The sequence below is a fragment of the Streptomyces sp. NPDC102402 genome, assembly GCF_044765765.1.
GTDB lineage: Bacteria > Actinomycetota > Actinomycetes > Streptomycetales > Streptomycetaceae > Streptomyces.
Map to the genome: position 1 here is coordinate 389,736 of NZ_JBIWKR010000002.1, position 21,204 is coordinate 410,939.

At 71.3% G+C, this 21,204-nt stretch carries 23 protein-coding genes; 15 read left to right on the forward strand and 8 right to left on the reverse strand.

Translation table 11 applies throughout. The features are described 5' to 3' along the window. Positions 1–10: 10 nt before the first annotated feature. The gene (gene tsaE, locus ACIRJR_RS06700; protein WP_403774794.1) at positions 11–544 is read left to right on the forward strand and encodes a tRNA (adenosine(37)-N6)-threonylcarbamoyltransferase complex ATPase subunit type 1 TsaE; all 534 of its coding nucleotides are present in this window, start codon (positions 11–13) and stop codon (positions 542–544) included. A 173-nt stretch (positions 545–717) separates the two neighbouring features. After that, complete coding sequence (locus tag ACIRJR_RS06705; protein ID WP_403774797.1) at positions 718–909, forward strand: hypothetical protein; 192 nt, start codon at positions 718–720, stop codon at positions 907–909. 78 nt (positions 910–987) lie between these two features. On the opposite strand, the gene ACIRJR_RS06710 is transcribed toward ACIRJR_RS06705, so the two are convergent. Further along, on the reverse strand, positions 988–1,548 hold the full coding sequence (locus ACIRJR_RS06710) for a hypothetical protein (RefSeq protein WP_403774800.1): 561 nt from the start codon (positions 1,546–1,548) through the stop codon (positions 988–990). 169 nt (positions 1,549–1,717) lie between these two features. Here ACIRJR_RS06710 and tsaB point away from each other — a divergent pair, with 169 nt between their 5' ends. The 5 genes from tsaB to ACIRJR_RS06735 all read left to right on the forward strand — a co-directional run bounded on the left by tsaB (position 1,718) and on the right by ACIRJR_RS06735 (position 4,733). Continuing rightward, a complete protein-coding gene (gene tsaB / locus ACIRJR_RS06715; protein WP_403776383.1) occupies positions 1,718–2,365 on the forward strand; it encodes a tRNA (adenosine(37)-N6)-threonylcarbamoyltransferase complex dimerization subunit type 1 TsaB in 648 nt (215 codons plus the stop codon). Continuing rightward, positions 2,362–2,853, forward strand: a complete 492-nt coding sequence (rimI, locus tag ACIRJR_RS06720) for a ribosomal protein S18-alanine N-acetyltransferase (protein WP_033297630.1) — start codon at positions 2,362–2,364, stop codon at positions 2,851–2,853. Before tsaB ends, rimI begins: the two co-directional genes overlap by 4 nt. After that, positions 2,853–3,959 carry a tRNA (adenosine(37)-N6)-threonylcarbamoyltransferase complex transferase subunit TsaD gene (tsaD, locus tag ACIRJR_RS06725; RefSeq protein ID WP_403774803.1) on the forward strand — a complete coding sequence of 369 codons (1,107 nt, stop codon included), beginning with the start codon at positions 2,853–2,855 and terminating at the stop codon, positions 3,957–3,959. The genes rimI and tsaD overlap by 1 nt, the downstream gene beginning before the upstream one ends. Further along, entirely contained in the window at positions 3,956–4,225 is a 270-nt protein-coding gene (locus tag ACIRJR_RS06730) for a hypothetical protein (protein WP_403774807.1), read from the forward strand. Before tsaD ends, ACIRJR_RS06730 begins: the two co-directional genes overlap by 4 nt. Positions 4,226–4,460: 235 nt before the next feature. Next, on the forward strand, positions 4,461–4,733 hold the full coding sequence (locus ACIRJR_RS06735) for a DUF1876 domain-containing protein (RefSeq protein WP_403774810.1): 273 nt from the start codon (positions 4,461–4,463) through the stop codon (positions 4,731–4,733). A 133-nt stretch (positions 4,734–4,866) separates the two neighbouring features. Here ACIRJR_RS06735 and ACIRJR_RS06740 read toward each other — a convergent pair whose 3' ends face one another. Continuing rightward, entirely contained in the window at positions 4,867–6,090 is a 1,224-nt protein-coding gene (locus tag ACIRJR_RS06740; protein ID WP_403774813.1) for a methyltransferase domain-containing protein, read from the reverse strand. A 90-nt stretch (positions 6,091–6,180) separates the two neighbouring features. On the opposite strand from ACIRJR_RS06740, the gene ACIRJR_RS06745 reads away from it, so the two are divergent. From ACIRJR_RS06745 to groL, 3 genes are all read left to right on the forward strand, one after another. Continuing rightward, positions 6,181–7,134 (forward strand): polysaccharide deacetylase family protein, encoded by a 954-nt coding sequence (locus ACIRJR_RS06745; RefSeq protein ID WP_403774816.1) that lies wholly within the window; start codon positions 6,181–6,183, stop codon positions 7,132–7,134. Positions 7,135–7,423: 289 nt separating this feature from the next. Then, the gene (gene groES, locus ACIRJR_RS06750; protein WP_003966899.1) at positions 7,424–7,732 is read left to right on the forward strand and encodes a co-chaperone GroES; all 309 of its coding nucleotides are present in this window, start codon (positions 7,424–7,426) and stop codon (positions 7,730–7,732) included. A 101-nt stretch (positions 7,733–7,833) separates the two neighbouring features. Next, the gene (gene groL, locus ACIRJR_RS06755; protein WP_403774819.1) at positions 7,834–9,459 is read left to right on the forward strand and encodes a chaperonin GroEL; all 1,626 of its coding nucleotides are present in this window, start codon (positions 7,834–7,836) and stop codon (positions 9,457–9,459) included. Between the two features lie 72 nt (positions 9,460–9,531). Here the strand turns inward: groL and ACIRJR_RS06760 are convergent, their stop codons facing one another. From ACIRJR_RS06760 to ACIRJR_RS06775, 4 genes are all read right to left on the reverse strand, one after another. Continuing rightward, on the reverse strand, positions 9,532–10,305 hold the full coding sequence (locus ACIRJR_RS06760; protein ID WP_403774822.1) for an SDR family NAD(P)-dependent oxidoreductase: 774 nt from the start codon (positions 10,303–10,305) through the stop codon (positions 9,532–9,534). Positions 10,306–10,365: 60 nt separating this feature from the next. Continuing rightward, positions 10,366–10,611: a hypothetical protein gene (locus tag ACIRJR_RS06765; protein ID WP_403774825.1), complete on the reverse strand. Its 246-nt coding sequence runs from the start codon at positions 10,609–10,611 to the stop codon at positions 10,366–10,368. A 91-nt stretch (positions 10,612–10,702) separates the two neighbouring features. Further along, positions 10,703–12,097: an MFS transporter gene (locus tag ACIRJR_RS06770; RefSeq protein WP_403774828.1), complete on the reverse strand. Its 1,395-nt coding sequence runs from the start codon at positions 12,095–12,097 to the stop codon at positions 10,703–10,705. Between the two features lie 178 nt (positions 12,098–12,275). Further along, positions 12,276–13,151: a LysR substrate-binding domain-containing protein gene (locus ACIRJR_RS06775; RefSeq protein ID WP_403774831.1), complete on the reverse strand. Its 876-nt coding sequence runs from the start codon at positions 13,149–13,151 to the stop codon at positions 12,276–12,278. A 398-nt stretch (positions 13,152–13,549) separates the two neighbouring features. On the opposite strand from ACIRJR_RS06775, the gene ACIRJR_RS06780 reads away from it, so the two are divergent. From ACIRJR_RS06780 to ACIRJR_RS06790, 3 genes are all read left to right on the forward strand, one after another. Further along, the gene (locus tag ACIRJR_RS06780) at positions 13,550–14,731 is read left to right on the forward strand and encodes a mandelate racemase/muconate lactonizing enzyme family protein (protein ID WP_403774834.1); all 1,182 of its coding nucleotides are present in this window, start codon (positions 13,550–13,552) and stop codon (positions 14,729–14,731) included. Positions 14,732–15,048: 317 nt separating this feature from the next. Beyond that, positions 15,049–15,978 (forward strand): 5-dehydro-4-deoxyglucarate dehydratase, encoded by a 930-nt coding sequence (gene kdgD / locus ACIRJR_RS06785; RefSeq protein WP_403774837.1) that lies wholly within the window; start codon positions 15,049–15,051, stop codon positions 15,976–15,978. 37 nt (positions 15,979–16,015) lie between these two features. Beyond that, positions 16,016–17,626 (forward strand): aldehyde dehydrogenase (NADP(+)), encoded by a 1,611-nt coding sequence (locus ACIRJR_RS06790; protein ID WP_403774840.1) that lies wholly within the window; start codon positions 16,016–16,018, stop codon positions 17,624–17,626. Positions 17,627–17,690: 64 nt separating this feature from the next. On the opposite strand, the gene ACIRJR_RS06795 is transcribed toward ACIRJR_RS06790, so the two are convergent. Beyond that, on the reverse strand, positions 17,691–18,365 hold the full coding sequence (locus ACIRJR_RS06795; protein ID WP_403774843.1) for an MOSC domain-containing protein: 675 nt from the start codon (positions 18,363–18,365) through the stop codon (positions 17,691–17,693). A gap of 82 nt (positions 18,366–18,447) precedes the next feature. On the opposite strand from ACIRJR_RS06795, the gene ACIRJR_RS06800 reads away from it, so the two are divergent. Continuing rightward, positions 18,448–19,338 carry a LysR family transcriptional regulator gene (locus ACIRJR_RS06800; RefSeq protein WP_403774846.1) on the forward strand — a complete coding sequence of 297 codons (891 nt, stop codon included), beginning with the start codon at positions 18,448–18,450 and terminating at the stop codon, positions 19,336–19,338. A gap of 246 nt (positions 19,339–19,584) precedes the next feature. Here ACIRJR_RS06800 and ACIRJR_RS06805 read toward each other — a convergent pair whose 3' ends face one another. Beyond that, the gene (locus ACIRJR_RS06805) at positions 19,585–19,914 is read right to left on the reverse strand and encodes a WhiB family transcriptional regulator (protein WP_099173812.1); all 330 of its coding nucleotides are present in this window, start codon (positions 19,912–19,914) and stop codon (positions 19,585–19,587) included. A gap of 433 nt (positions 19,915–20,347) precedes the next feature. Between ACIRJR_RS06805 and ACIRJR_RS06810 the strand changes: the two genes are divergently transcribed. Then, on the forward strand, positions 20,348–20,959 hold the full coding sequence (locus ACIRJR_RS06810) for a response regulator transcription factor (protein ID WP_003948568.1): 612 nt from the start codon (positions 20,348–20,350) through the stop codon (positions 20,957–20,959). The last annotated feature ends 245 nt before the right edge of the window (positions 20,960–21,204 follow it).

Below are 21,204 nucleotides of genomic sequence, written 5' to 3' on the forward strand. Positions count from 1 at the left end.
GTTGGTCGGCATGGAAGCAGCGCGCAACCGCCCGGTGGCCGAGACCGCCGCGCCGGGCACCGTCACCCTGGACGTCGCGGTCGAGTCCCCCGAAGAGATGAAGGAGCTGGGCCGCCGGATCGCCGGTGTGCTGGCCCCCGGTGACCTGGTCATGCTCACCGGCGAGCTCGGTGCGGGCAAGACCACCCTGACCCGCGGCCTGGGTGAGGGCCTCGGGGTGCGGGGTGCCGTCACCTCGCCCACCTTCGTGATCGCCCGGGTCCATCCGCCGCTCGGCGCGGGTCCCGCCCTGGTCCACGTCGACGCGTACCGCCTGGGCGGCGGCCTCGACGAGATGGAGGACCTCGACCTGGACGTGTCCCTGCCGGAGTCGGTGATCGTCGTGGAGTGGGGCGACGGCAAGGTCGAGGAGCTGTCGGAGGACCGGCTGCGGGTGGTGATCGACCGTGCGGTGGGGGACACGGACGACGAGCGCCGCGCGGTGACCCTGGTGGGGATCGGCGCGCGCTGGGCCGGGCTGGCCGCGGAGCTGGCGGTGCTCTGAGAGTGTGCGGCCGGCCGGGCCCCGCGAGGCGGGTCCGGTCCCGTACGCCCCGACGCTTTCCGACGGGGCGTCGGTAAAATGTTGCGCGGGGGAGGTCCGTCGTGGTCACATGGGTGGAGGGACTGGTTAGGTCTACCTAACCATGTCTCCCGCCGAAGCCCGAGGAGGCATCCATGCCGGCACCCGAGCGTGAAGTGCACCCGCAGTCGCAGGCGGAGCAGCCGTCGGTGTCCGCGGTGTCGATGAAGGACCTGCTGGCCTCCTGCGCGGCCGCGACAGCGGTGTCGACGCCCCCGCGCGACGAACAGGCGGACGACGACGGCACCGGGGAGACGGGGCCGGCCGCGGGACGCGACGCGGCCTGACCTCCGGGGCCGGAGCGCGCGGCCGGGCCGCCCCACGGACACACGGCGACGGGCCGCCACGGCGTCCGCCCGGGTGGGCTACGGGACGACGACGACCTTCACGCCGACCGTGGCGAACGTCCACAGCGCGTTGCCGTCGGCCCGCTTCATGCGTACGCCGCCGGTCTTCCTGGTGGGGTCGGGGCTCTTCATCGAGCCGTCCTGCGCGGCGCTGAAGCCCACGGAGACGTCGCCGACGTTCGTGAAGCGCACCACGTGCTCGATCAGAACGCCGTCGGAGCCCTTGATGGTGCCGGAGCGCGAGGTCACCCCGTACACGCCGGGCAGCGGGTCCACGGAGCTCGGCATGACGGTGAACGTCCGGAGCACCTTCTCCTTGTCGTCCACGATCCACACACGGCGGTCCTTCAGCCCGTACACGACGCGGGTTCCCGTGTCGGAGTCCTCCGGTACCGCGAGCGGGTCCTTCGAGGGGGCGGGCTTCTCCGAGGGGCGGGCGGAAGGGCCCGACGACTCGGAGGCCGAAGGAGCCGCGACCGAGTCGGGCGCGTTCGCCGACGCCTGGTAGGCGAGGAAACAGACCACGGCCACCGCCGCGGCGGTGAGCCCGGCCACCAATCCCGAGCTGCCCCTTGCCACCGTGAGGTCCCCTTTCGCATGCCGTCCGGCGCATGTCGTACAAGCATTTAGGTCGTACACGCGTATACCCGGCGACGGTACCAGCAGCTACAGGTGAGACCAGGACGCTCCACGGGCTGCCATGGCCGAGTCGACGGAGCCGTAGGCTGTTTGCGTGCTGCTGCTCGCCATGGATACCGCCACCCCCGCCGTCACCGTCGCCCTTCACGACGGGACCTCCGTCGTCGCCGAGACCGGGCAGGTCGATGCCCGGAGGCACGGGGAGCTGCTGCTTCCCGCCGTCGACCGGGTCCTCGCCGAGGCCGGGGTGAAGCTCGACGCCGTGACCGACGTGGTCGTCGGGGTCGGCCCCGGCCCGTACACCGGGCTGCGCGTCGGCCTGGTCACCGCGGCGACCTTCGGCTCCGCCCTGTCCGTGCCGGTGCACGGCCTGTGCACGCTGGACGCCCTCGCGTACGCCGCCGGACGGGACGGCCTCGAAGGCCCCTTCGCCGTCGCGACGGACGCGCGCCGCAAGGAGGTCTACTGGGCCCGGTACGAGGACTTCCGGACCCGGGACGGAGAGCCCTCCGTCGACCGCCCCGCCGACATCGCGGACCGGCTCGCCGGCCTGCCCGTCGCCGGCGCCGGGGCGCTGCTCTACCCGGAGGCGTTCCCGGACGCCCGTGGCCCGGAGCACGTCTCCGCCGGAGCGCTCGCGGCCCTGGCCGCCGAGCGCCTGGCCACCGGTGCCGCCCTGCCGCCACCGCAGCCGCTCTACCTGCGCAGGCCCGACGCCCAGGTCCCCAAGAACTACAAGGTGGTCACGCCCAAGTGACCACCGCGACCGCTGTGCTCCGCGAGATGCGCTGGTGGGACATCGCACCGGTGCTGGAGCTGGAACACGAGCTGTTCCCCGACGACGCCTGGTCGGCGGGGATGTTCTGGTCCGAACTGGCCCGTGCCCGCGGGCCGCGTGCCACTCACCGCTATGTCGTGGCCGAGGACCCCGCCGACGGCCGGATCGTCGGCTACGCGGGCCTCGCGTCGGCCGGGGACCTCGCCGACGTCCAGACGATCGCGGTCAGCCGCGGTCAGTGGGGCGGCGGACTCGGCTCCGAACTCCTGACCGACCTGCTCCGGCACGCCACCGCCTTCGAGTGCACCGCGGTGCTCCTGGAGGTCCGTGTCGACAACACCCGTGCGCAGAAGCTCTACGAACGCTTCGGCTTCGAACCCATCGGCTTCCGCCGGGGCTACTACCAGCCGGGGAACATCGACGCACTCGTCATGCGCCTGACCGTACAAGGAACAGAGACAGACTGATGGCTGACGAACCGCTCGTACTCGGTATCGAGACCTCCTGCGACGAGACCGGCGTCGGCATCGTGCGCGGCACGACGCTCCTCGCCGACGCCGTCGCGTCCAGTGTGGACACACACGCCCGCTTCGGCGGTGTGGTCCCTGAGATCGCCTCCCGGGCCCACCTGGAGTCGATGGTCCCCACCATCGAGCGCGCCCTGAAGGACGCCGGGATCAGCGCCCGCGACCTCGACGGCATCGCGGTCACGGCCGGTCCCGGGCTCGCCGGAGCGCTGCTCGTCGGTGTCTCGGCCGCCAAGGCCTACGCGTACGCGCTGAACAAGCCGCTGTACGGGGTGAACCACCTGGCCTCGCACATCTGCGTCGACCAGCTGGAGCACGGCCCGCTGCCCGAGCCGACGATGGCACTGCTGGTGAGCGGCGGGCACTCCTCGCTGCTGCTGGCCCCCGACATCACCAACGACGTGAGGCCGCTCGGCGCGACCATCGACGACGCGGCGGGCGAGGCCTTCGACAAGATCGCCCGGGTTCTGGACCTCGGCTTCCCGGGCGGTCCGGTCATCGACCGGCTGGCGCGGGAGGGCGACCCGAAGGCGATCGCCTTCCCGCGTGGGCTGAGCGGCTCGCGCGACCCCGCGTACGACTTCTCGTTCTCGGGCCTGAAGACGTCCGTGGCGCGCTGGATCGAGGCGAAGCGCGCGGCCGGCGAGGAGGTGCCCGTCAGAGACGTGGCGGCGTCCTTCCAGGAGGCCGTGGTGGACGTCCTCACTCGCAAGGCGGTCCGGGCCTGCAAGGACGAGGGCGTCGACCACCTGATGATCGGCGGCGGCGTCGCCGCCAACTCGCGGCTGCGGGCGCTCGCACAGGAACGGTGCGAGAAGGCCGGGATCAGGCTGCGGGTGCCCCGGCCGGGGCTGTGCACCGACAACGGGGCCATGGTCGCGGCGCTGGGCGCCGAGATGGTGGCGCGCAACCGCCCGGTATCGGACCTGGACCTCTCGGCGGACTCCTCGCTGCCGGTCACGGAGACCCATGTCCCGGGCGCGGGCGGACACAGCCACGGTCACGACCACGTGCACGAGATCAGCAAGGACAACCTCTACTCATGACCGTCGCCCTGATGTGGGAGGCCCGTGCGGTGGAGGGCCGGGGCGCGGAGCTGCTGGAGTGGGCCAGGGCCCGGACGGCCGAGCTGGCCCGGGAGCCGCTGCGCGACGAACTGCTGCGCGCCCCGCAGGACCGGGTGCTCGTACTGACCTGGTGGGACGCGGCGTACGACGAGGAGCTGCCGGAGCTGCCGGAGCCGGACGCGGGGCTGATCAGCCGCCCCGTGCACCGGTGGCGGTTCGAGTCGCTGGGTCCGGCGGCCGGCTGACGGGCCGAGCGTGTCCGGGCGAGTTCCGGGCGAGGGCCCGGTCTGCCTTGCACAGCGGACGACGTCCCCCGGTCCCGACCGGGCCAGGGCCGACCGCGTGATGAAGGCGATGACGGGGATGCGGAAGCAGGCGTCCAGGCCCTGCGGGACGCCTGAGCCGCGCGGTGCCGCACGCCGTGCGGGGGCGGGGGATCGGGCGCACCCTGGAAGCAGGAGTCCCGGGAGGTGACCGAACATGATGGAGACCACGGTCGGCTGGCACATCGAGCTGGAGTTCGAGGAAGACACCCACCGGACCCGCGCGGCCGCGATGGTGCGGCTGAGTGACGGGACCGAGGTGCGGGCCCACGGGTACGCCAGCCGCCACCCCTCCGACGCGGAGCAGCCACGGGTGGGCGAGGAGATCGCCGGAGCCCGCGCGCTCAACGAACTGGCGATGAAGCTGCTCACCAAGGCGCACGACGAGATCGACGAGGCGTCCGGCCGGGCGTCGTACCCGCTGACCTGACGGCTGCGGCACCGCACCGCCGGTCCTGGGGCGAGGGCGGAACCGCCGGCCGGCGTGGCCGGCTGACCGAGGACGCCTCACCGGCCGCCTTGCCGGGCAGGACGCTTCACCGGCCGGCCGGTCAGCGTGGTGGTCAGGGACGCTTCACCGGCCGGCCGATCAGCATCGTCGGGGCTCCGGCCACCCGGGTCAGGAAGACGGTGGCCGCATGCGGCCCCTGGAGCTTCATCTTCCGGCGCAGCTCCTCCGGTTCGACCGCCGAGCCGCGCTTCTTGACGGTCAGGACACCGACCTGGCGCTCCCTCAGCAGGGCTTTCAGCTTCTTCATGTTGAAGGGCAGCTCATCGGTGATCTCGTACGCGGCCGTGGCCTCGGACGCGTACGGCGTGTCACTCGTGACGTACGCGATCGTCTCGTCGATCAGCCTGCCGCCGCACCGTTCGACGACCTGGGCCACCAGATGGGCGCGGATGACGGCGCCGTCCGGCTCGTGCAGATACCGGCCGACGGGCCCGACCGGCGGGGCGGGGAGCGGGCCTTCGGAGGCGAGGGTCGTGCGCGACGGGAGCAGCGTGGCACGGAAGGTCCCCGGCGTGAAGCCCTCGCCGAACCAGAGCACGGCCTCCTTCACGTCGCCGCCGTCCGAGATCCACTCGGCCTCGGCCTGTGGGCCGATCGCCTCGTGCGGGACCCCGGGGGCGATCTTCAGTGCCGCGCGGGGGGCCTTCAGCGCGGCGTCCGTCGCCCAGGAGAGCGGCGGTGAGTAGGCCTCCGGGTCGAAGATCCTGCCCCGCCCGCCGCGCCGTGCCGGGTCGACGAAGACCGCGTCGTAGGGGGAGGTGTCGATCTCGGTGACGTCGGCGCACCGCACCTCGACGAGGTCCTGCAGCCCGAGCGCCTCGGCGTTGGCACGGGCGACGTGCGCCGTGAGCGGATCCCGGTCCACGGCCAGGACCGAGATGCCTGCCCGGGCCAGGGCGATCGCGTCGCCGCCGATGCCGCAGCACAGGTCAGCCACGCTGCGTACGCCGAGCTCCGCGAACCGCCCGGCGCGGTAGCCGGCGACCGAGGTGCGGGTCGCCTGCTCCACTCCGTTCGGGGTGAAGAACATGCGGTACGCGTCCGCCTCCCCGAACTTCGCCACCGCGCGCTGCCGCAGCCGTGCCTGGCCGAGTGCCGCCGACACCAGTGCGGCGGGGTGGGTGCGGCGCAGCCGGGTGGCGGTCGCCAGCTCCTGGGCGGGGTCGTGGTCGCGCAGCTCGTCCAGGAGTGCCGTGCCCTCGGGGGTACGCAGGGCGGCGAAGGCGGCGAGCGGGTCGGCCGGGCCGGCCTGACCGGCAGGGGGAAGGGCGTTCACCTGTCCATTGTGAGCCAGCCGGGGGACCCGGCTGATCCCCCGGAGGTGTCGCGGTGGGCGGCCGGTGTCCCGGTGGCAGGATGCGGCGCCATGCAGCTAGTACGACAAAAAGAAAAATCAGTCACGAAGCGCCGTAAAAGGATCTGCGCGGCCCTGGCCGCCCTGCTGATCGGCGCCGCCGCCGCCGGCTGCGCCGACGGTACGGACGAAGGGGCCCCCGGCCGGGGCGGGCAGGCCGCCGGACAGCCGGGAGCCGCCGCCGCGCCGGCGGGACCCGCCGCTGCCGCGGCCGAGGCCAGGGCCGAAGCCGAGCGGCTGAAGCGGGAACTGGCCGCCCGCGTGGCCGTGGCGAAGAAGTGGGGCCTGGCGAAGGTCCCGCTCGCCCCTCCCGCGCCACCCGCCGTGAAGCCGCGCATCACCACCCGCGAGGGGTTCGAGGTGGAGGGCGGGGAGGCGCTGCCACCGGTCTTCACCACCGTGCCCACCAAGGAGCGGGTCGTCTTCCTGACGATGGACGACGGGGCGGAGAAGGACCCCGAACTGCTGCGGATGATGACGGAACTGAAGATCCCGTACAGCGCCTTCCTCAGCGACTACGTGGTGAGCGACGACTACGGCTACTTCAAGGACATGCAGGCCAGAGGGGTCACCCTCAGCAACCACACGCTCAACCACCGCTACCTCCCGGGGCTTTCGAAAGCCGAGCAGCGCCAGGAGATCTGCGGGGAGCAGGACAAGATCGAGAAGTACTTCGGGAAGCGGCCCACCCTCTTCCGGCCGCCGTACGGCAACTACAACGGCGACACCCTGCGCGTCGCGAAGTCCTGCGGCATCAAGGCCGTACCCCTGTGGGCCGCCGAGGCGTTCCCCGACCACATGGAGTGGCGCGAGTGGGACCGGGACCTGCACCCCGGGGACATCATCCTCACCCACTTCCGGGGCGACGAGGACTGGGAGGGATCGATGGCCGACATGGTCCGGCGCGTCATGAAGACGGTCACGGACAAGGGCTACGCGGTGGCCAGGCTGGAGGACTACGTCTGACGGGGGCGTGGCGGCGCGCCCGGCCGTCCGGTGGTGGAACGACGTGGCGGTCTTCCGCGTTGTCCCGGTCGTACGCCGGTCCCGCGGCGCCACGCGTGGGTGGTGAATTGGCACTCCGCTTGACCGAGTGCTAATCGCGGTCATAGTCTCAGTGCTGGCACTCCCCGATGGAGAGTGCCAGCACAACCGCGCGACAGGGCAGGTCCGGCACCCGCGACGACGGATCCACCTGGTCGCCACCCCACAGACTGTTAAACCCCGTGAGATCTCCGAAGGGGGAGACCGGATCGTGTCGACCACCAGCTCCAAGGTTGCGATCAAGCCGCTCGAGGACCGCATTGTGGTCCAGCCGCTCGACGCCGAGCAGACCACGGCTTCCGGCCTGGTCATTCCGGACACCGCCAAGGAGAAGCCCCAGGAGGGCGTCGTCCTGGCCGTGGGCCCGGGCCGCTTCGAGAACGGCGAGCGCCTGCCGCTCGACGTCAAGACCGGCGATGTCGTGCTGTACAGCAAGTACGGCGGCACCGAGGTGAAGTACAACGGCGAGGAGTACCTCGTCCTCTCGGCCCGCGACGTCCTCGCGATCGTCGAGAAGTAGTTCACCCACGTTTGCTTCTGTTCTGCGCCCCTGGCCCCCTGCGAGATGACTAGCCGGGCGGCGAGGGGCGCAGTTCGTTTTGAGAGGGAAGAAAACAGCCCATGGCGAAGATTCTGAAGTTCGACGAGGACGCCCGTCGCGCCCTTGAGCGCGGCGTCAACAAGCTTGCCGACACGGTGAAGGTGACGATCGGCCCGAAGGGCCGCAACGTCGTCATCGACAAGAAGTTCGGCGCCCCCACCATCACCAACGACGGTGTCACCATCGCGCGCGAGGTCGAGCTCGACGACCCGTACGAGAACCTCGGTGCGCAGCTGGTGAAGGAGGTGGCGACCAAGACCAACGACGTAGCGGGTGACGGCACCACCACCGCCACCGTGCTCGCCCAGGCCCTCGTCCGCGAAGGCCTGCGCAACGTCGCCGCGGGCGCGTCCCCGGCCGCCCTGAAGAAGGGCATCGACGCCGCCGTGAAGGCCGTGTCCGAGGACCTCCTCGCGACCGCCCGCCCGATCGACGACAAGGCCGACATCGCCGCCGTGGCCGCGCTCTCCGCGCAGGACCCGCAGGTCGGCGAGCTCATCGCGGACGCGATGGACAAGGTCGGCAAGGACGGTGTCATCACCGTCGAGGAGTCCAACACCTTCGGTCTGGACCTCGAGTTCACCGAGGGCATGGCCTTCGACAAGGGCTACCTGTCCCCCTACATGGTGACCGACCAGGAGCGTATGGAGGCCGTCCTCGACGACCCGTACATCCTGATCCACCAGGGCAAGATCGGCTCGATCCAGGAGCTGCTGCCGCTCCTGGAGAAGGTCATCCAGGCCGGTGCCTCCAAGCCGCTGCTGATCATCGCCGAGGACGTCGAGGGCGAGGCCCTGTCGACCCTGGTCGTCAACAAGATCCGTGGCACCTTCAACGCCGTCGCGGTGAAGGCCCCGGGCTTTGGTGACCGCCGCAAGGCCATGCTCGGCGACATCGCCACCCTCACCGGTGCGACCGTCATCGCCGAGGAGGTCGGCCTCAAGCTCGACCAGGCCGGTCTGGACGTGCTGGGCACCGCCCGCCGCGTGACCGTCTCCAAGGACGACACCACCATCGTCGACGGTGGCGGCAAGTCCGACGAGGTCGCCGGCCGCGTCAACCAGATCAAGGCCGAGATCGAGTCCACGGACTCCGACTGGGACCGCGAGAAGCTCCAGGAGCGCCTGGCGAAGCTGGCCGGCGGTGTCTGCGTGATCCGCGTCGGCGCTGCCACCGAGGTCGAGCTCAAGGAGAAGAAGCACCGTCTGGAGGACGCCATCTCCGCGACCCGCGCCGCGGTCGAGGAGGGCATCGTCTCCGGTGGTGGCTCCGCTCTGGTCCACGCCGTCAAGGTCCTCGAGGGCAACCTCGGCAAGACCGGCGACGAGGCCACCGGTGTCGCGGTCGTGCGCCGCGCCGCCGTCGAGCCGCTCCGCTGGATCGCGGAGAACGCGGGCCTCGAGGGCTACGTCATCACCTCGAAGGTCTCCGAGCTCGACAAGGGCCAGGGCTTCAACGCCGCGACCGGCGAGTACGGCGACCTGGTGAAGGCCGGCGTCATCGACCCGGTCAAGGTCACCCGCTCCGCCCTGGAGAACGCCGCGTCCATCGCGTCGCTGCTGCTCACGACCGAGACCCTGGTCGTCGAGAAGCCGGCCGAGGAAGAGGCCGACGCCGGTCACGGCGGCCACGGCCACTCCCACTAGTACGCCCCGTACGCCGCCGAGGCCCGGTACCCCCGTCGCGGGGGCACCGGGCCTCGGTGTCGCTGCGGCGGTCTACTTCGGGCCGTACGTCCGGCCCGCGCGTGAGGTCACGCCGCCGAGCACGCTGCGGGGCGTCAGCTTGACCAGGCTCATCAGCGCCTTGTAGCGCGGGTCCGGGATCGACACCGTCCTGCCCCGGGCCAGGTCCGTCAGGGCCGCGGACACCAGCTTGTCCGCGTCGAGCCACATCCAGTCCGGGATGTTGCCCGTCCCCATCCCGGCCCGCTGGTGGAACTCGGTGCGCACGAAGCCCGGGCACAGGGCCATCAGCCGCACCCCCGAACCCGCCAGGTCCTTCGCCGCGCCCTGGGTGAACTGGACGACCCACGCCTTCGACGCCCCGTAGGTGCCCCGCGGCAGGAAGGCCGCCACGGAAGCCACGTTGACCACACCGCCGCGGCCGCGCTCCCGCATCGGGCCCGTAGCGGCCGAGGTGAGACGGAGCACCGCCTCGCAGTGGACCTTCAGCATCGTGAGCTCATCGGTGATCGAGACGTCCAGATAACGCCCCTTGTTGCCGAAGCCGGCGTTGTTCACCAGCAGGTCGACCGGGCTCACGCGGTTCGCCAGCCGCGCTTCGACCGCCTCGATCCCGGCGTCCGTGGCCAGGTCCGCCGTCAGCACCTCGGCCTCGATGCCGTGTCCGTCGTGCAGCTCCGTGGCCTGGGCCCGCAGCCGCTCCGTGTCGCGGGCCACCAGCACCAGGTTGTGCCCGTCACCCGCGAGCCGCCGTGCGAAGGCGGCCCCGATCCCCGCCGTGGCGCCCGTAATCAGTGCAGTCGTCATAGGCGGCACGTTAGTGCCCGCGCGTGCGGGCGTCCGACCCGCCGTCCCACTCCGGGCTGGTCAGTCCGGGTGGAGGGCCGCCCGGACGGCTCGGCCGATGTCGTGCCCCATCTGCCGGCGCGCGTCGAACTCCGCGTCGGCGACGGCGCTGGAGCACAGCCCTGACGACGGGGGCGGGTAGTGATCCCGCCCGCGTGCGGCGGTGATCTCGGCGAGGACGTGCAGCAGGGCGGTACGCAACTGCGGCGGCGGGGCGGAGTTGATCAGGTCGCGGAGGGAGCGCTCGTCGGCAGCGGGGGTGTGCATGGGCCTCCGGTGAGGAGCCGGGCCGGGGTGGAACGGAGCCGGCCGCCCGTCCGCCGGGCGGCCGGCGTCACGGTACGGCCCGCCGCTCAGGTCAGACGGACGCGGTCCGGCTGTCGAGGGCGTCCTCCTCGTCGAGGTGGAGGCGCGTGATGTCCTTGACGATGACGGCGTAGCTGACGACCGCCATGGCGGCGCACGCGCTGATGAACACGAGGGCCAGGTCGAAGGAGCCCGTGGTGTCGATGATGTAGCCGACGAGCAGCGGGGTGACGATGCCGGCGACCGCTCCGAAGGTGTTGAAGACGCCTCCGGCCAGGCCGGCTATCTGCTTGGGGGCGACGTCCGACATGACGGCCCAGCCGAGTGCGCCCAGGCCCTTGCCGAAGAAGGCGAGGGACATGATGAGGACGACGAGCCACGACGCGGTCACGTAGTTGCAGATGATGATGCTGGTCGACAGCAGCAGCCCGACGACGATGGGGATCTTGCGGGCGGCCGTGAGGCTGACGCCCCGGCGGGCGAGGGAGTCCGACAGGTACCCGCCCAGCACACCGCCGGTGAATCCGCACAGCGCGGGCAGCGAGGCGACGAAGCCGGCTTCGAGGATGCTCATCCCGCGTTCCTGGACCAGGTAGACGGGGAACCAGGTCAGGAAGAACCAGGTGATGGTGTTGATGAAGTACTGGCCGACGAAGATGCCCAGCATGTTGCGGTCGGACAGCAGCGTCCTGAGGTGCTTCAGGTTGCCGCCGCCGGACTTCCCGGCCTTCTCCTCGCCGCCGGCCGGGGCGTCCATGTCGATGAGCGCGCCACCGGAGCCGATGTAGTCGAGCTCTGCCCGCTTCATCCGCGGATGGCTGCGCGGCGGATAGATGACCTTGGTCCAGATCAGCGCCAGGACGACACCCACGCCGCCGACCACGGTGAAGACGTGCTCCCAGCCCATGGCGGTGACGAGCCAGCCCATCAGCGGAGCGAAGGCCACGGTCGCGAAGTACTGGGCGGAGTTGAACAGGGCGGAGGCGAAGCCGCGTTCCCTGGTGGGGAACCAGGCGGCGACGATGCGGGAGTTGCCCGGGAAGGAGGGCGCCTCGGCGAAGCCGACCACGAAGCGCAGGATGAACATCAGCACGATCGCGGCCCCGGCGAAGAAGCCGACGGCTCCCTGGGCCATGGTGAACAGCGACCACAGGAAGATGGCGATCCCGTAGACCTTCTTGGAGCCGAAGCGGTCGAGCAGCCACCCGCCGGGGATCTGGGCGATCAGGTACGACCACGAGAAGGCGGAGAAGAGCAGGCCCAGTTCCGAGGAGCTGATGCCCAGGTCCTTCTGCATGGAGTCACCGGCGATCGACAGCGTCGATCTGTCGGCGTAGTTGACCGTGGTGACGACGAAGAGCATGGCGAGGACGACGTACCTGAGCCGGCCTGCCTCGGGGGGAGCGGCTGCTGTCACCGGCGCGTCCTGCCGGTCGAGAGCTGTCATGCGGGCGATCTCCTAGACCTGGGAGTGGCGGCGGCGTTGCCGCGTGTGGTCGGAGCCACAGCGCCGATGGCTGGAGATGACCGTAGGTTCGCTTTCCATTCCCGTCTACATTGATTTTTGTAGGCTGCAATACCTTCCCGGTATGACTCACTGCCGGACGCCGGGAGGTCGCCCTGCGTCACAGATGGCGGAGCAGGGCGTGCAGTGCCGGGTTGTCGTTGTTGCGCCGCCAGACCAGGTGCAGTTCGACGGGGGCGGGGTCGGAGAGCTCCAGCGAGCGGTAGGTGATGCCGGAGAACCGCATCTGCGCGGCCGCCTCGGGGACGAAGGCGATGCCCCAGCCGGCGTTCACCATCGCCAGCAGGCTGTGGACCTGGCTGAGGTACTGGGTGAAGCGCGGGGCGATCTGCGCGGCGCGGAAGATGCTCACGAGCAGCTCGTGGAAGTAGCGGGCCTCGACCGGCGAGTACATCAGCACGTCCTGCCCGTCGAACACGCTCATCGGCAGCGGCCCGTCCCCTGTGGCGAGCGGGTGCTCAAGCGGTACGGCGGCGATCAGGCCCTCCCGTATGGCCGGCCGGGTCGCGAGGTCGGGGCCGGTGCTGGAGGGGCGGATCATCCCGAGGTCCAGGGAGCCCTCGGTGATCGCTTCGAGCTGGTCGCGGGTGACCTTCTCCCGCAGCACGATCTCGGTGCCCGCCATCAAGGAGCGGGCGACGGCCAGGAGCGGTCCGAGCGCGGAGTAGGCGGCGGCTGCCGTGAAGCCGACCGCGATCGCCCCGGCCTGGCCCGCGGAGACCTGTCTGGCGGCGAGGGTCGCCGCCTCCGACTGGCGCAGGATGGCGCGCGCCTCGTTGAGGAAGGCGCGGCCGGCCGGGGTGAGGCGGACGGTGCGGTTCGTACGGTCCAGGAGCTGGACGTCCAGCTCGTGTTCGAGCAGCTGGATCTGACGGCTCAGCGGGGGCTGGGTCATCCGGAGGCGGGCGGCGGCCCGGGTGAAGTGCAGTTCCTCTGCGACGGCGATGAAGCTCACCAGCTGTGCGAGCGTGAACAACGATGCCCTCCAGGTATCGAATCATCCAAAATCTATGTTGGACATGGATCAATCGCTGACCTTAGCGTCAGGAGCGACCAGCGGCGATCCACCCTCACGCCGGTACCCGCCGGTTCCGTCGCCGGTGTGCTGCTCGCCTCGCACCGTTCGTCTCGCACCGCTCGTTTCGCACCGGGAGCACGCACGTCATGCCGCAGCGACTCCACCCCTGGGCGGAACCGCTGATTCCGCCCTGAGGTACGTTCCCGGAACCCCTTGATCCGGGTCGGCGCCGCACCGTCCACGCCCGACGGCCTCCGCACCCTCGCCTCCGCGGTCCGGTGATCCCGCAAGGGCTGCCGGCCGCTCCCCGGGGCCGCCGTACCCCCCGCATCCGCCTCACACATCAGGGACATGAAGTGGTGAACACGATTCACACAGCCGCCTCCGCCGCACTCCGTCAGGGGGACGCGACGCTCGACGCCATCGCCTGGGTCAGGCTCTCCGCCGTCACTCTGCCGCTGCACGCACCGATCAGCGACGCCAAGGTGCTGACCGGACGGCAGAAGCCGATGACCGAAGTGGCCTTCCTGTTCGTGGAGATCGAGACCGAGCAGGGGCACCAGGGAGTCGGGTTCAGCTACTCCAAGCGCGCCGGCGGCCCCGCCCAGTACGCCCATGCCAAGGAGGTCGTCGACAACCTGATCGGCGAGGACCCCAGTGACATCGGCAAGCTCTGGACCAAGCTGGTGTGGGCGGGTGCCTCGGTCGGCCGCAGCGGTGTCGCCACGCAGGCCATCGCCGCCATGGACATCGCGCTGTGGGACCTGAAGGCCAAGCGGGCCGGGCTGCCCCTGGCCAAGCTGCTCGGCGCGCACCGCGACTCGGTTCGCTGCTACAACACCTCCGGCGGCTTCCTCCACACCCCCGTCGACCAGGTCCTGGACAACGCCACCGCGTCCCTGTCGCACGGCATCGGCGGCATCAAGATCAAGGTCGGCCACCCGGACGGCAAGCAGGACCTGGCCCGGCTGACGGCCGTGCGCGAGCACCTCGGCGACGACGTCCCGCTCATGGTGGACGCCAACCAGCAGTGGGACCGGCCCACCGCCCAGCGCATGGGCCGCGCGCTGGAGGACTTCGGCCTCGTCTGGATCGAGGAGCCGCTGGATGCCTACGACGCCCAGGGCCACGCCGCGCTCGCCGCCTCCCTGGACACCCCGATCGCCACGGGCGAGATGCTCGCCAGCGTCGCCGAGCACCACGAGCTCATACGGCACAACGCCTGCGACGTCATCCAGCCCGACGCCCCGCGCATCGGCGGCATCACCCAGTTCCTCAAGCTCGCCGCACTGGCCGAGCACAACAACCTGCAGCTCGCCCCTCACTTCGCCATGGAGATCCACCTCCACCTGGCCGCCGCCTACCCGATCGAGCCCTGGGTGGAGCACTTCGACTGGCTGGAGCCGCTCTTCGACGAGCGCCTCGCCATCAGCGACGGCCGCATGCACGTCTCTTCCCGCCCCGGCCTCGGCATCACGCTCAGCGAGCAGACGCGGGCCTGGACGACCGCCACCCACGAGGTGGGCAAGCGCCCCTGACTCCGCGGCGCACGCCGCTCTCCCGCCGGCATCCGACGAGGTGCCGACGGCCCCACACCTGGTGCGGGCCCCGCTACGGACAGCGCGGGGCCCGCACCAGTCGCATGTCGTCGCCGGACTGACGGCATTGATGCATGCAAGGTATGAGTCGATGCGAAAACGGTGTTGGACCGGCATGACAGGTCGCTCGTAGCGTGGACACCGGCACGGCGAGGAGTGATGCCGCCGACGCGCACGCCCCGCCCGCCGCACCTCGGAGCGACAGCGGTCCGAGGACCGCCCCGTATCGCCCACCCACCTCACAGGAGCAGCCCACCATGACGTCGTTCACCCCCACCGAGCTCGGCCGGCGCATCGGCTCGGGTCTGCTCTCCTTCCCGGTCACCCACTTCACGGCCGGTGACCTCTCCTTCGACGCCGACGCCTACCGCGCCAACATCGAGCGCCTGGCCGCCTACGAGGTCGGCGGTCTCTTCGCCGCGGGCGGCACGGGGGAGTTCTTCTCCCTCACCGCGTCCGAGACCGAGCAGGTCGTCACCGCGGCCGTGCAGGCCGCCCCCGAGGGCACCCCGATCCTCGCCCCGGCCGGCTACGGCACCCGCACCGCCGTCGAATACGCCCGGGCCGCCGAACGCGCGGGCGCCGACGGCATCCTGCTGTTCCCGCCCTACCTCACCGAGGCCGGACAGGAAGGGCTCGCCCAGCACGTCGAGGCCGTCTGCCGCTCGACCCGCCTCGGCGTCATCGTCTACGGCCGCGCCAACGCCACGTACAGCGCGGACACCCTCGCCCGACTCGCCGACTCCTGCCCCAACCTCATCGGCTACAAGGACGGCATCGGCGACATCGACGCCATGACCCGGATCTACACCCGCCTCGGCGAGCGGCTCACCTACGTCGGCGGACTGCCCACCGCCGAGATGTTCGCCCTGCCCTACCTCGAACTCGGCGTCACCACCTACTCGTCGGCGATCTTCAACTTCCTCCCCGAGTTCGCACTGGACTTCTACGGCGCCGTCCGCGAGCGCCGCCACGACACCGTCATCAAGCTGCTCAACGACTTCGTGCTGCCGTACACGGAGATCCGCGACCGGCGGGGCGGATACGCCGTCAGCATCGTCAAGGCCGGGATGACCGCCACCGGTCACGGCGCCGGACCGGTCCGTCCCCCGCTGACCGACCTCACCGAGGGCGAGCTCGCCGAACTCACCGCGCTCATCGCGGGCGTTCCCGCCCCGACCGCCTGACGCCCCCTCACCACCAGCAGCACGGAAGGACCCCGAGGTGACCACACCCATCGCACAGGCCCCCACCACGGAACTCGCAGGGACCATGTTCGTCGGCTCCGAGCCCGTCGCGGGAACGGGGCCGGAGGTGCGGTCCGTCGACCCGCGCACCGGCGAAGACCTCGCTCCGGCCTACCACTTCGCCGCGCCGTCGGACGTCGAGCGGGCCTGCCTGCTCGCGGAGGAGGCCTTCGACGCCTTCCGCTCCACCCACCCCTGGCAGCGCGCACGCTTCCTGGAGCGCATCGCCCACCACCTCACCGAAGCGGGCGAAGCCCTCGTGGCCCGCGCCCACCTCGAGACCGGCCTCCCCGTCGCCCGGCTCCAGGGTGAGGTCGGCCGTACCACCGGGCAGCTCCGCCTGTTCGCGGCGACGCTGTGCGAGGGCAGCTGGCACGGGGCCCGCATCGATCCCGCACAGCCCGACCGCACACCGCAGCCCCGCGCCGACATCCGCCGGCGCCTGGTGCCGCTGGGCCCCGTCGCCGTGTTCGGCGCGAGCAACTTCCCGCTCGCCTTCTCCGTGCCCGGCGGCGACACCGCCTCGGCCCTCGCGGCCGGCTGCCCGGTCGTCGTCAAGGCACACGAGGCCCATCTCGGCACCTCCGAACTGGCCGCCCGCGCCATCCTCGCGGCCGCCTCCGAGACCGGAATGCCGGAGGGCGTGTTCTCCCTGCTCGTCGGCGACGGTGCGGGTACCGGCACCCAGCTCGTCGGCGACCCGCGCGTCCAGGCCGTCGGTTTCACCGGCTCGCGCACCGCGGGCCTCGCCCTGACGCGTGCCGCCGCCGAGCGCCCGCAGCCCATCCCGGTGTACGCGGAGATGAGCAGCGTCAACCCCGTCGTCCTGATGCCCGGCGCGCTCGCCGGCCGTGCCGAGCGGCTCGCGGGGGAGTTCGTCGGCTCCCTCACCCTGGGCGGCGGGCAGTTCTGCACCAACCCCGGCCTCGTGATCGCCGTGGAGGGCGGCGACCTCGACGTCTTCACCACCGCCGTGGCCGCACACGTCGAGACCGACGGCGGCTCCACGATGCTCACCCCCCGCATCGCCCGGTCCTACCGGCAGGAGGCGGACACCGTCTCGGGGCGTCCCGCGGTCGAGATCATCGCGAGGGGCGCCGAGCCCGCCACGGCGAGCGCCGGGCGGGCGCTGTTCGCCGCCGTCACCGGCGACGCCTTCCGCGCCGACCCCGAGATCCAGCGCGAGATGTTCGGCGCCGCCTCCGTGCTGGTCCGCTGCCGCGACCTCGCCGAGGTCGCCGACGTCGTCCGCTCCCTGGAGGGCCAGCTGACGGCGACCGTGCACACCGCCGAGTCCGACCTCGGCGACGCCCGGGCACTGCTGCCCCTTCTCGAACGCCGCGTCGGCCGCGTCCTGTTCAACGGCTGGCCCACCGGTGTCGAGGTCGGCCACGCGATGGTCCACGGCGGCCCCTACCCCGCGACCACGGACGCCCGCAGCACCTCGGTCGGCTCGTCGGCCGTCGAACGGTTCCTGAGGCCCGTGGCCTACCAGGACATCCCCGACAGCCTGCTGCCCCAGCCCCTGCAGGACGGCAACCCGTACGGCATCCCCCGCCGCGTCGACGGCACCCTCACCCTGGGCTGAACCCGGCCGCGCGCCGCCGGGGCCCGGAGCGGGCCAGGATGTCCTGGCCCGCTCCGGGCCTCGGCTAGGCGCTGGTACCCCGCTGCGCCACGTAGGCCCGCGCGGCGCGCAGGGCCTCCGTGTGCAGCGCGTCCCCGGCGTCGAGCAGGCGGGGCAGCAGTTCCCGTTCCGTGGTCGTCGCCCGGAACTCCAGCGCCGCGGTGATCTCGTGGCCGGGCGTGTACACCACCTCGACCGGGTCGCCCGAGCGGATCGTCCCCGGTTCGATGACCCGGAGGTACGCGCCGGTGGCGCCCTCCTGGGTGAAACGCCTCACCCAGCCACGCTCACCCAGGTGGCCCGCGAACGTACGGCACGGAATGCGGCCGGACGTCACCTCGAGGACCAGCTCGTCGCCGATCCGCCAGCGCTCCCCGATCCGGGCGTGGCTCACGGTGAGGCCGAGGGTCGTCAGGTTCTCACCGAACGCCCCGTTGGGCAGGGGGCGTCCGAGCTCCCTCTCCCAGGCGTCGAGCTCCTCGCGGGCGTACGCGTAGACGGCCTGGTCGGAGCCGCCGTGGTGCCGGAGGTCGCACACCGAGTCACCGGCCAGGCCGCTGCCGCCGATGCCCTTGGGCCCGGGGTCGGCGACCCGCACAGGGGCGTCGGACGGATGCTTGCCGATCCCGGTGAGCCCGTCGGCTCCGTCCGGGTGAGGGGAGGGCGCGGGACGGCCGAGATTCACGGTGAGGACCTTCATGACCGGACAGGCTAATCGCGAGACGCTCAAAGCCGCTCGCCATTAATCGACCGGTGCTGCAAGAGTCCCTTATGGTTGGAGGGTGATCGAAGCCCGTCATCTCCGTGTCCTGCGCGCCGTGGCCACCACCGGCTCCTTCTCCGCCGCCGCGCGTGAGCTGGGCTGTACCCAGCCCGCCGTCAGCCAGCAGATGAAGGCCCTGGAAGGCTCCGCGGGCACTCCGCTGCTGATCCGTACGGGGCGCGAGATGCGTCTCACCCAGGCGGGTGAGGCGCTGGTGCGCCACGCGTCGGGCATCCTCGCGGGGCTGACCGCCGCCGAGGAGGAGGTCGCCGCGATCGCGGGGCTGCGGGCCGGCCGGGTGCGGCTCGTGTCGTTCCCGAGCGGAAGCTCCTCCCTGGTCCCCGGCGCCCTCGCCGCCCTGCGTGCGGGGCACCCGGGCACCAGGGTCTCGCTCGTCGAGGCGGAGCCTCCGCGTTCGGTGGAGATGCTGCGCGACGGCGACTGCGACATCGCCCTGGCGTTCCGCTACGGGGCCACCGGAGGTGAATGGGACGACCTGGTCGTACGCCCGCTGCTGAAGGACCGGCTGATCGGCCTGGTCCCCGACGGGCACCGGCTGGCCGGCACGGGCGCGGTGGGCATCGGGGACTTGGCCGACGAGTCGTGGATCGCCGGCTGCCCGCGCTGCAGGCGGCAGCTGGTGGAGGTCTGCGAGGCCTCGGGTTTCACCCCGAGGATCGACTTCGCCACGGACGACTACCCTGCGGTGATCGGGCTCGTGGGGGCGGGTCTCGGTGTCGCCGTCCTGCCCGAGCTGGCCCTGGAGTCCGTGCGGCCCAAGGGGGCGCGCACCGTGACGGTGGAGCCGGCCGTCGAGCGGGAGATCGTCGCCCTCACCCTGCCCGATCTCGCCAGGGTGCCCGCGGTGGCGGCGACCCTCGACCAGCTGTCCCTGGCGGCCGCGCGCTGAGCGGCCCGCACGCCGGATCCACCGCGTGCCGGACGTACGCGTGCCGGATCCACCGCGTGCCGGACGTACGCGTGCCGGATCCACCGCGTGCCGGACGTACGCGTGCCGGATCCACCGCGTGCCGGACGTATGCGCACCGGATCTGCCGTACGCCGGACGGTGCGGTCGGCTGCCTCCCGCGGTGTGAGGGGGCGGGCGCGCCCGATATGAAAAAACGTTTCTGCGCTCGGCGGGTCGTGCGGACTGTCAGGTGTGGCCGGCCTCCGGAGCCGGACCCGAGTGGGCGGAGATGAGGCGGTTGCGCGCGCGGCCCATCAGCTCCTCGCGCTCGTCCTCGGTCAGGCCGCCCCACACGCCGTAGGGCTCCCGTACGGCGAGTGCGTGTGCCGCGCACTCGGCGCGTACCGGGCAGCGCATGCAGACCTCCTTCGCCGAGGTCTCACGGGCACTCCGGGCTGCGCCACGTTCTCCTTCGGGGTGGAAGAACAGCGAACTGTCGACCCCGCGGCAGGCGGCCAGCAGCTGCCAGTCCCACAGGTCCGCGTTGGGTCCGGGAAGGCGGGAGAAATCTGCCATTGCGTGTCCCCTCGAAACCTTGCTGGTTCGGAAACGGCGTCCTCGACCGTTGGTGCTCGTCCGTCGTCGTCGATGACCGGAGTCCCGACCGTACATCTACGGTGTTAGTAGATGTAAATATGACTGATTGCGAATCTAGCCATAGACGCCAGCAAAAGGGAAGAAAACCCGCTAAATGGGGCAGTTCGCCGCGCGAGTGATCGGTTGAGGGATGAATGATCTCGTGTCGCTCTCCTCCGTGTGCGGCCCCTCACTTAGAGTGCCGAACCGGAAGCTCTGGCCCGTAACTCTTTCGAGTGACCGTCGTTGATGAGGGGGAGGCGGTTGACGGAGATCGAGCTCGGGCAGATGTCCGAGGGGGTCAACCGCACAGGTGACGACTTGTATCAGCCTGGAGGCTCAAGGTGACGCGCATCAGCTGCGGAGGACGGTCATGACATCCGTCCTCGTCTGCGACGACTCCCCGCTTGCCCGAGAAGCGCTCCGCCGGGCGGTTGCGACCGTTCCCGGCGTCGAGCGTGTGACGACGGCGGCCAACGGCGAGGAAGTCCTCCGCCGCTGGGGGGCCGACCGTTCGGATCTGATTCTGATGGACGTACGCATGCCCGGTCTGGGGGGTGTGGAGACGGTCAGGCGGCTGCTCTCGGCGGACCCCGGGGCCAGGATCATCATGCTGACCGTCGCGGAGGATCTGGACGGTGTCGCCCTCGCGGTGGCCGCCGGTGCCCGCGGATATCTGCACAAGGACGCCTCGCGTGCCGAGCTGCGGGCGACCGTCACCCAGGCGCTGGCCGATCCGACGTGGCGGCTCGCCCCGCGCCGGCTGCGGTCCGCCGAGATGGGTGCGGCGCCGACGCTCACCGCGCGGGAGATCCAGGTGCTCGAAGGCATGAGCCACGGCCGTTCCAACGCGGAGATCGGGCGTGAGCTCTTCCTCTCCGAGGACACGGTCAAGACGCACGCGAGGCGTCTGTTCAAGAAACTCGGGGCCTCGGACCGTGCGCACGCCGTCGCGCTCGGATTCCGCTGGGGTCTGGTCCGCTGACGCCGCGGCGAGCCCGGTAGCCGTGCGATCCCGTCCGCATGGCGGCGGACGGGGCGACGGTGGTGGCGGACCTGCGGCCGGGCCCTCCCGCACCAGCGCTGTGTGACGCTTTCCGGCCGATGCCGCATCCTTGGGGTTGTGGAGTTCCCAGGGGAACATTCGGTCGAGCGGAAGGGGAGGGCGCAGGACATGACATCCGGCGCACCCGCTCAGAACGCTGGAGCACTGGCACACGACACCGACGA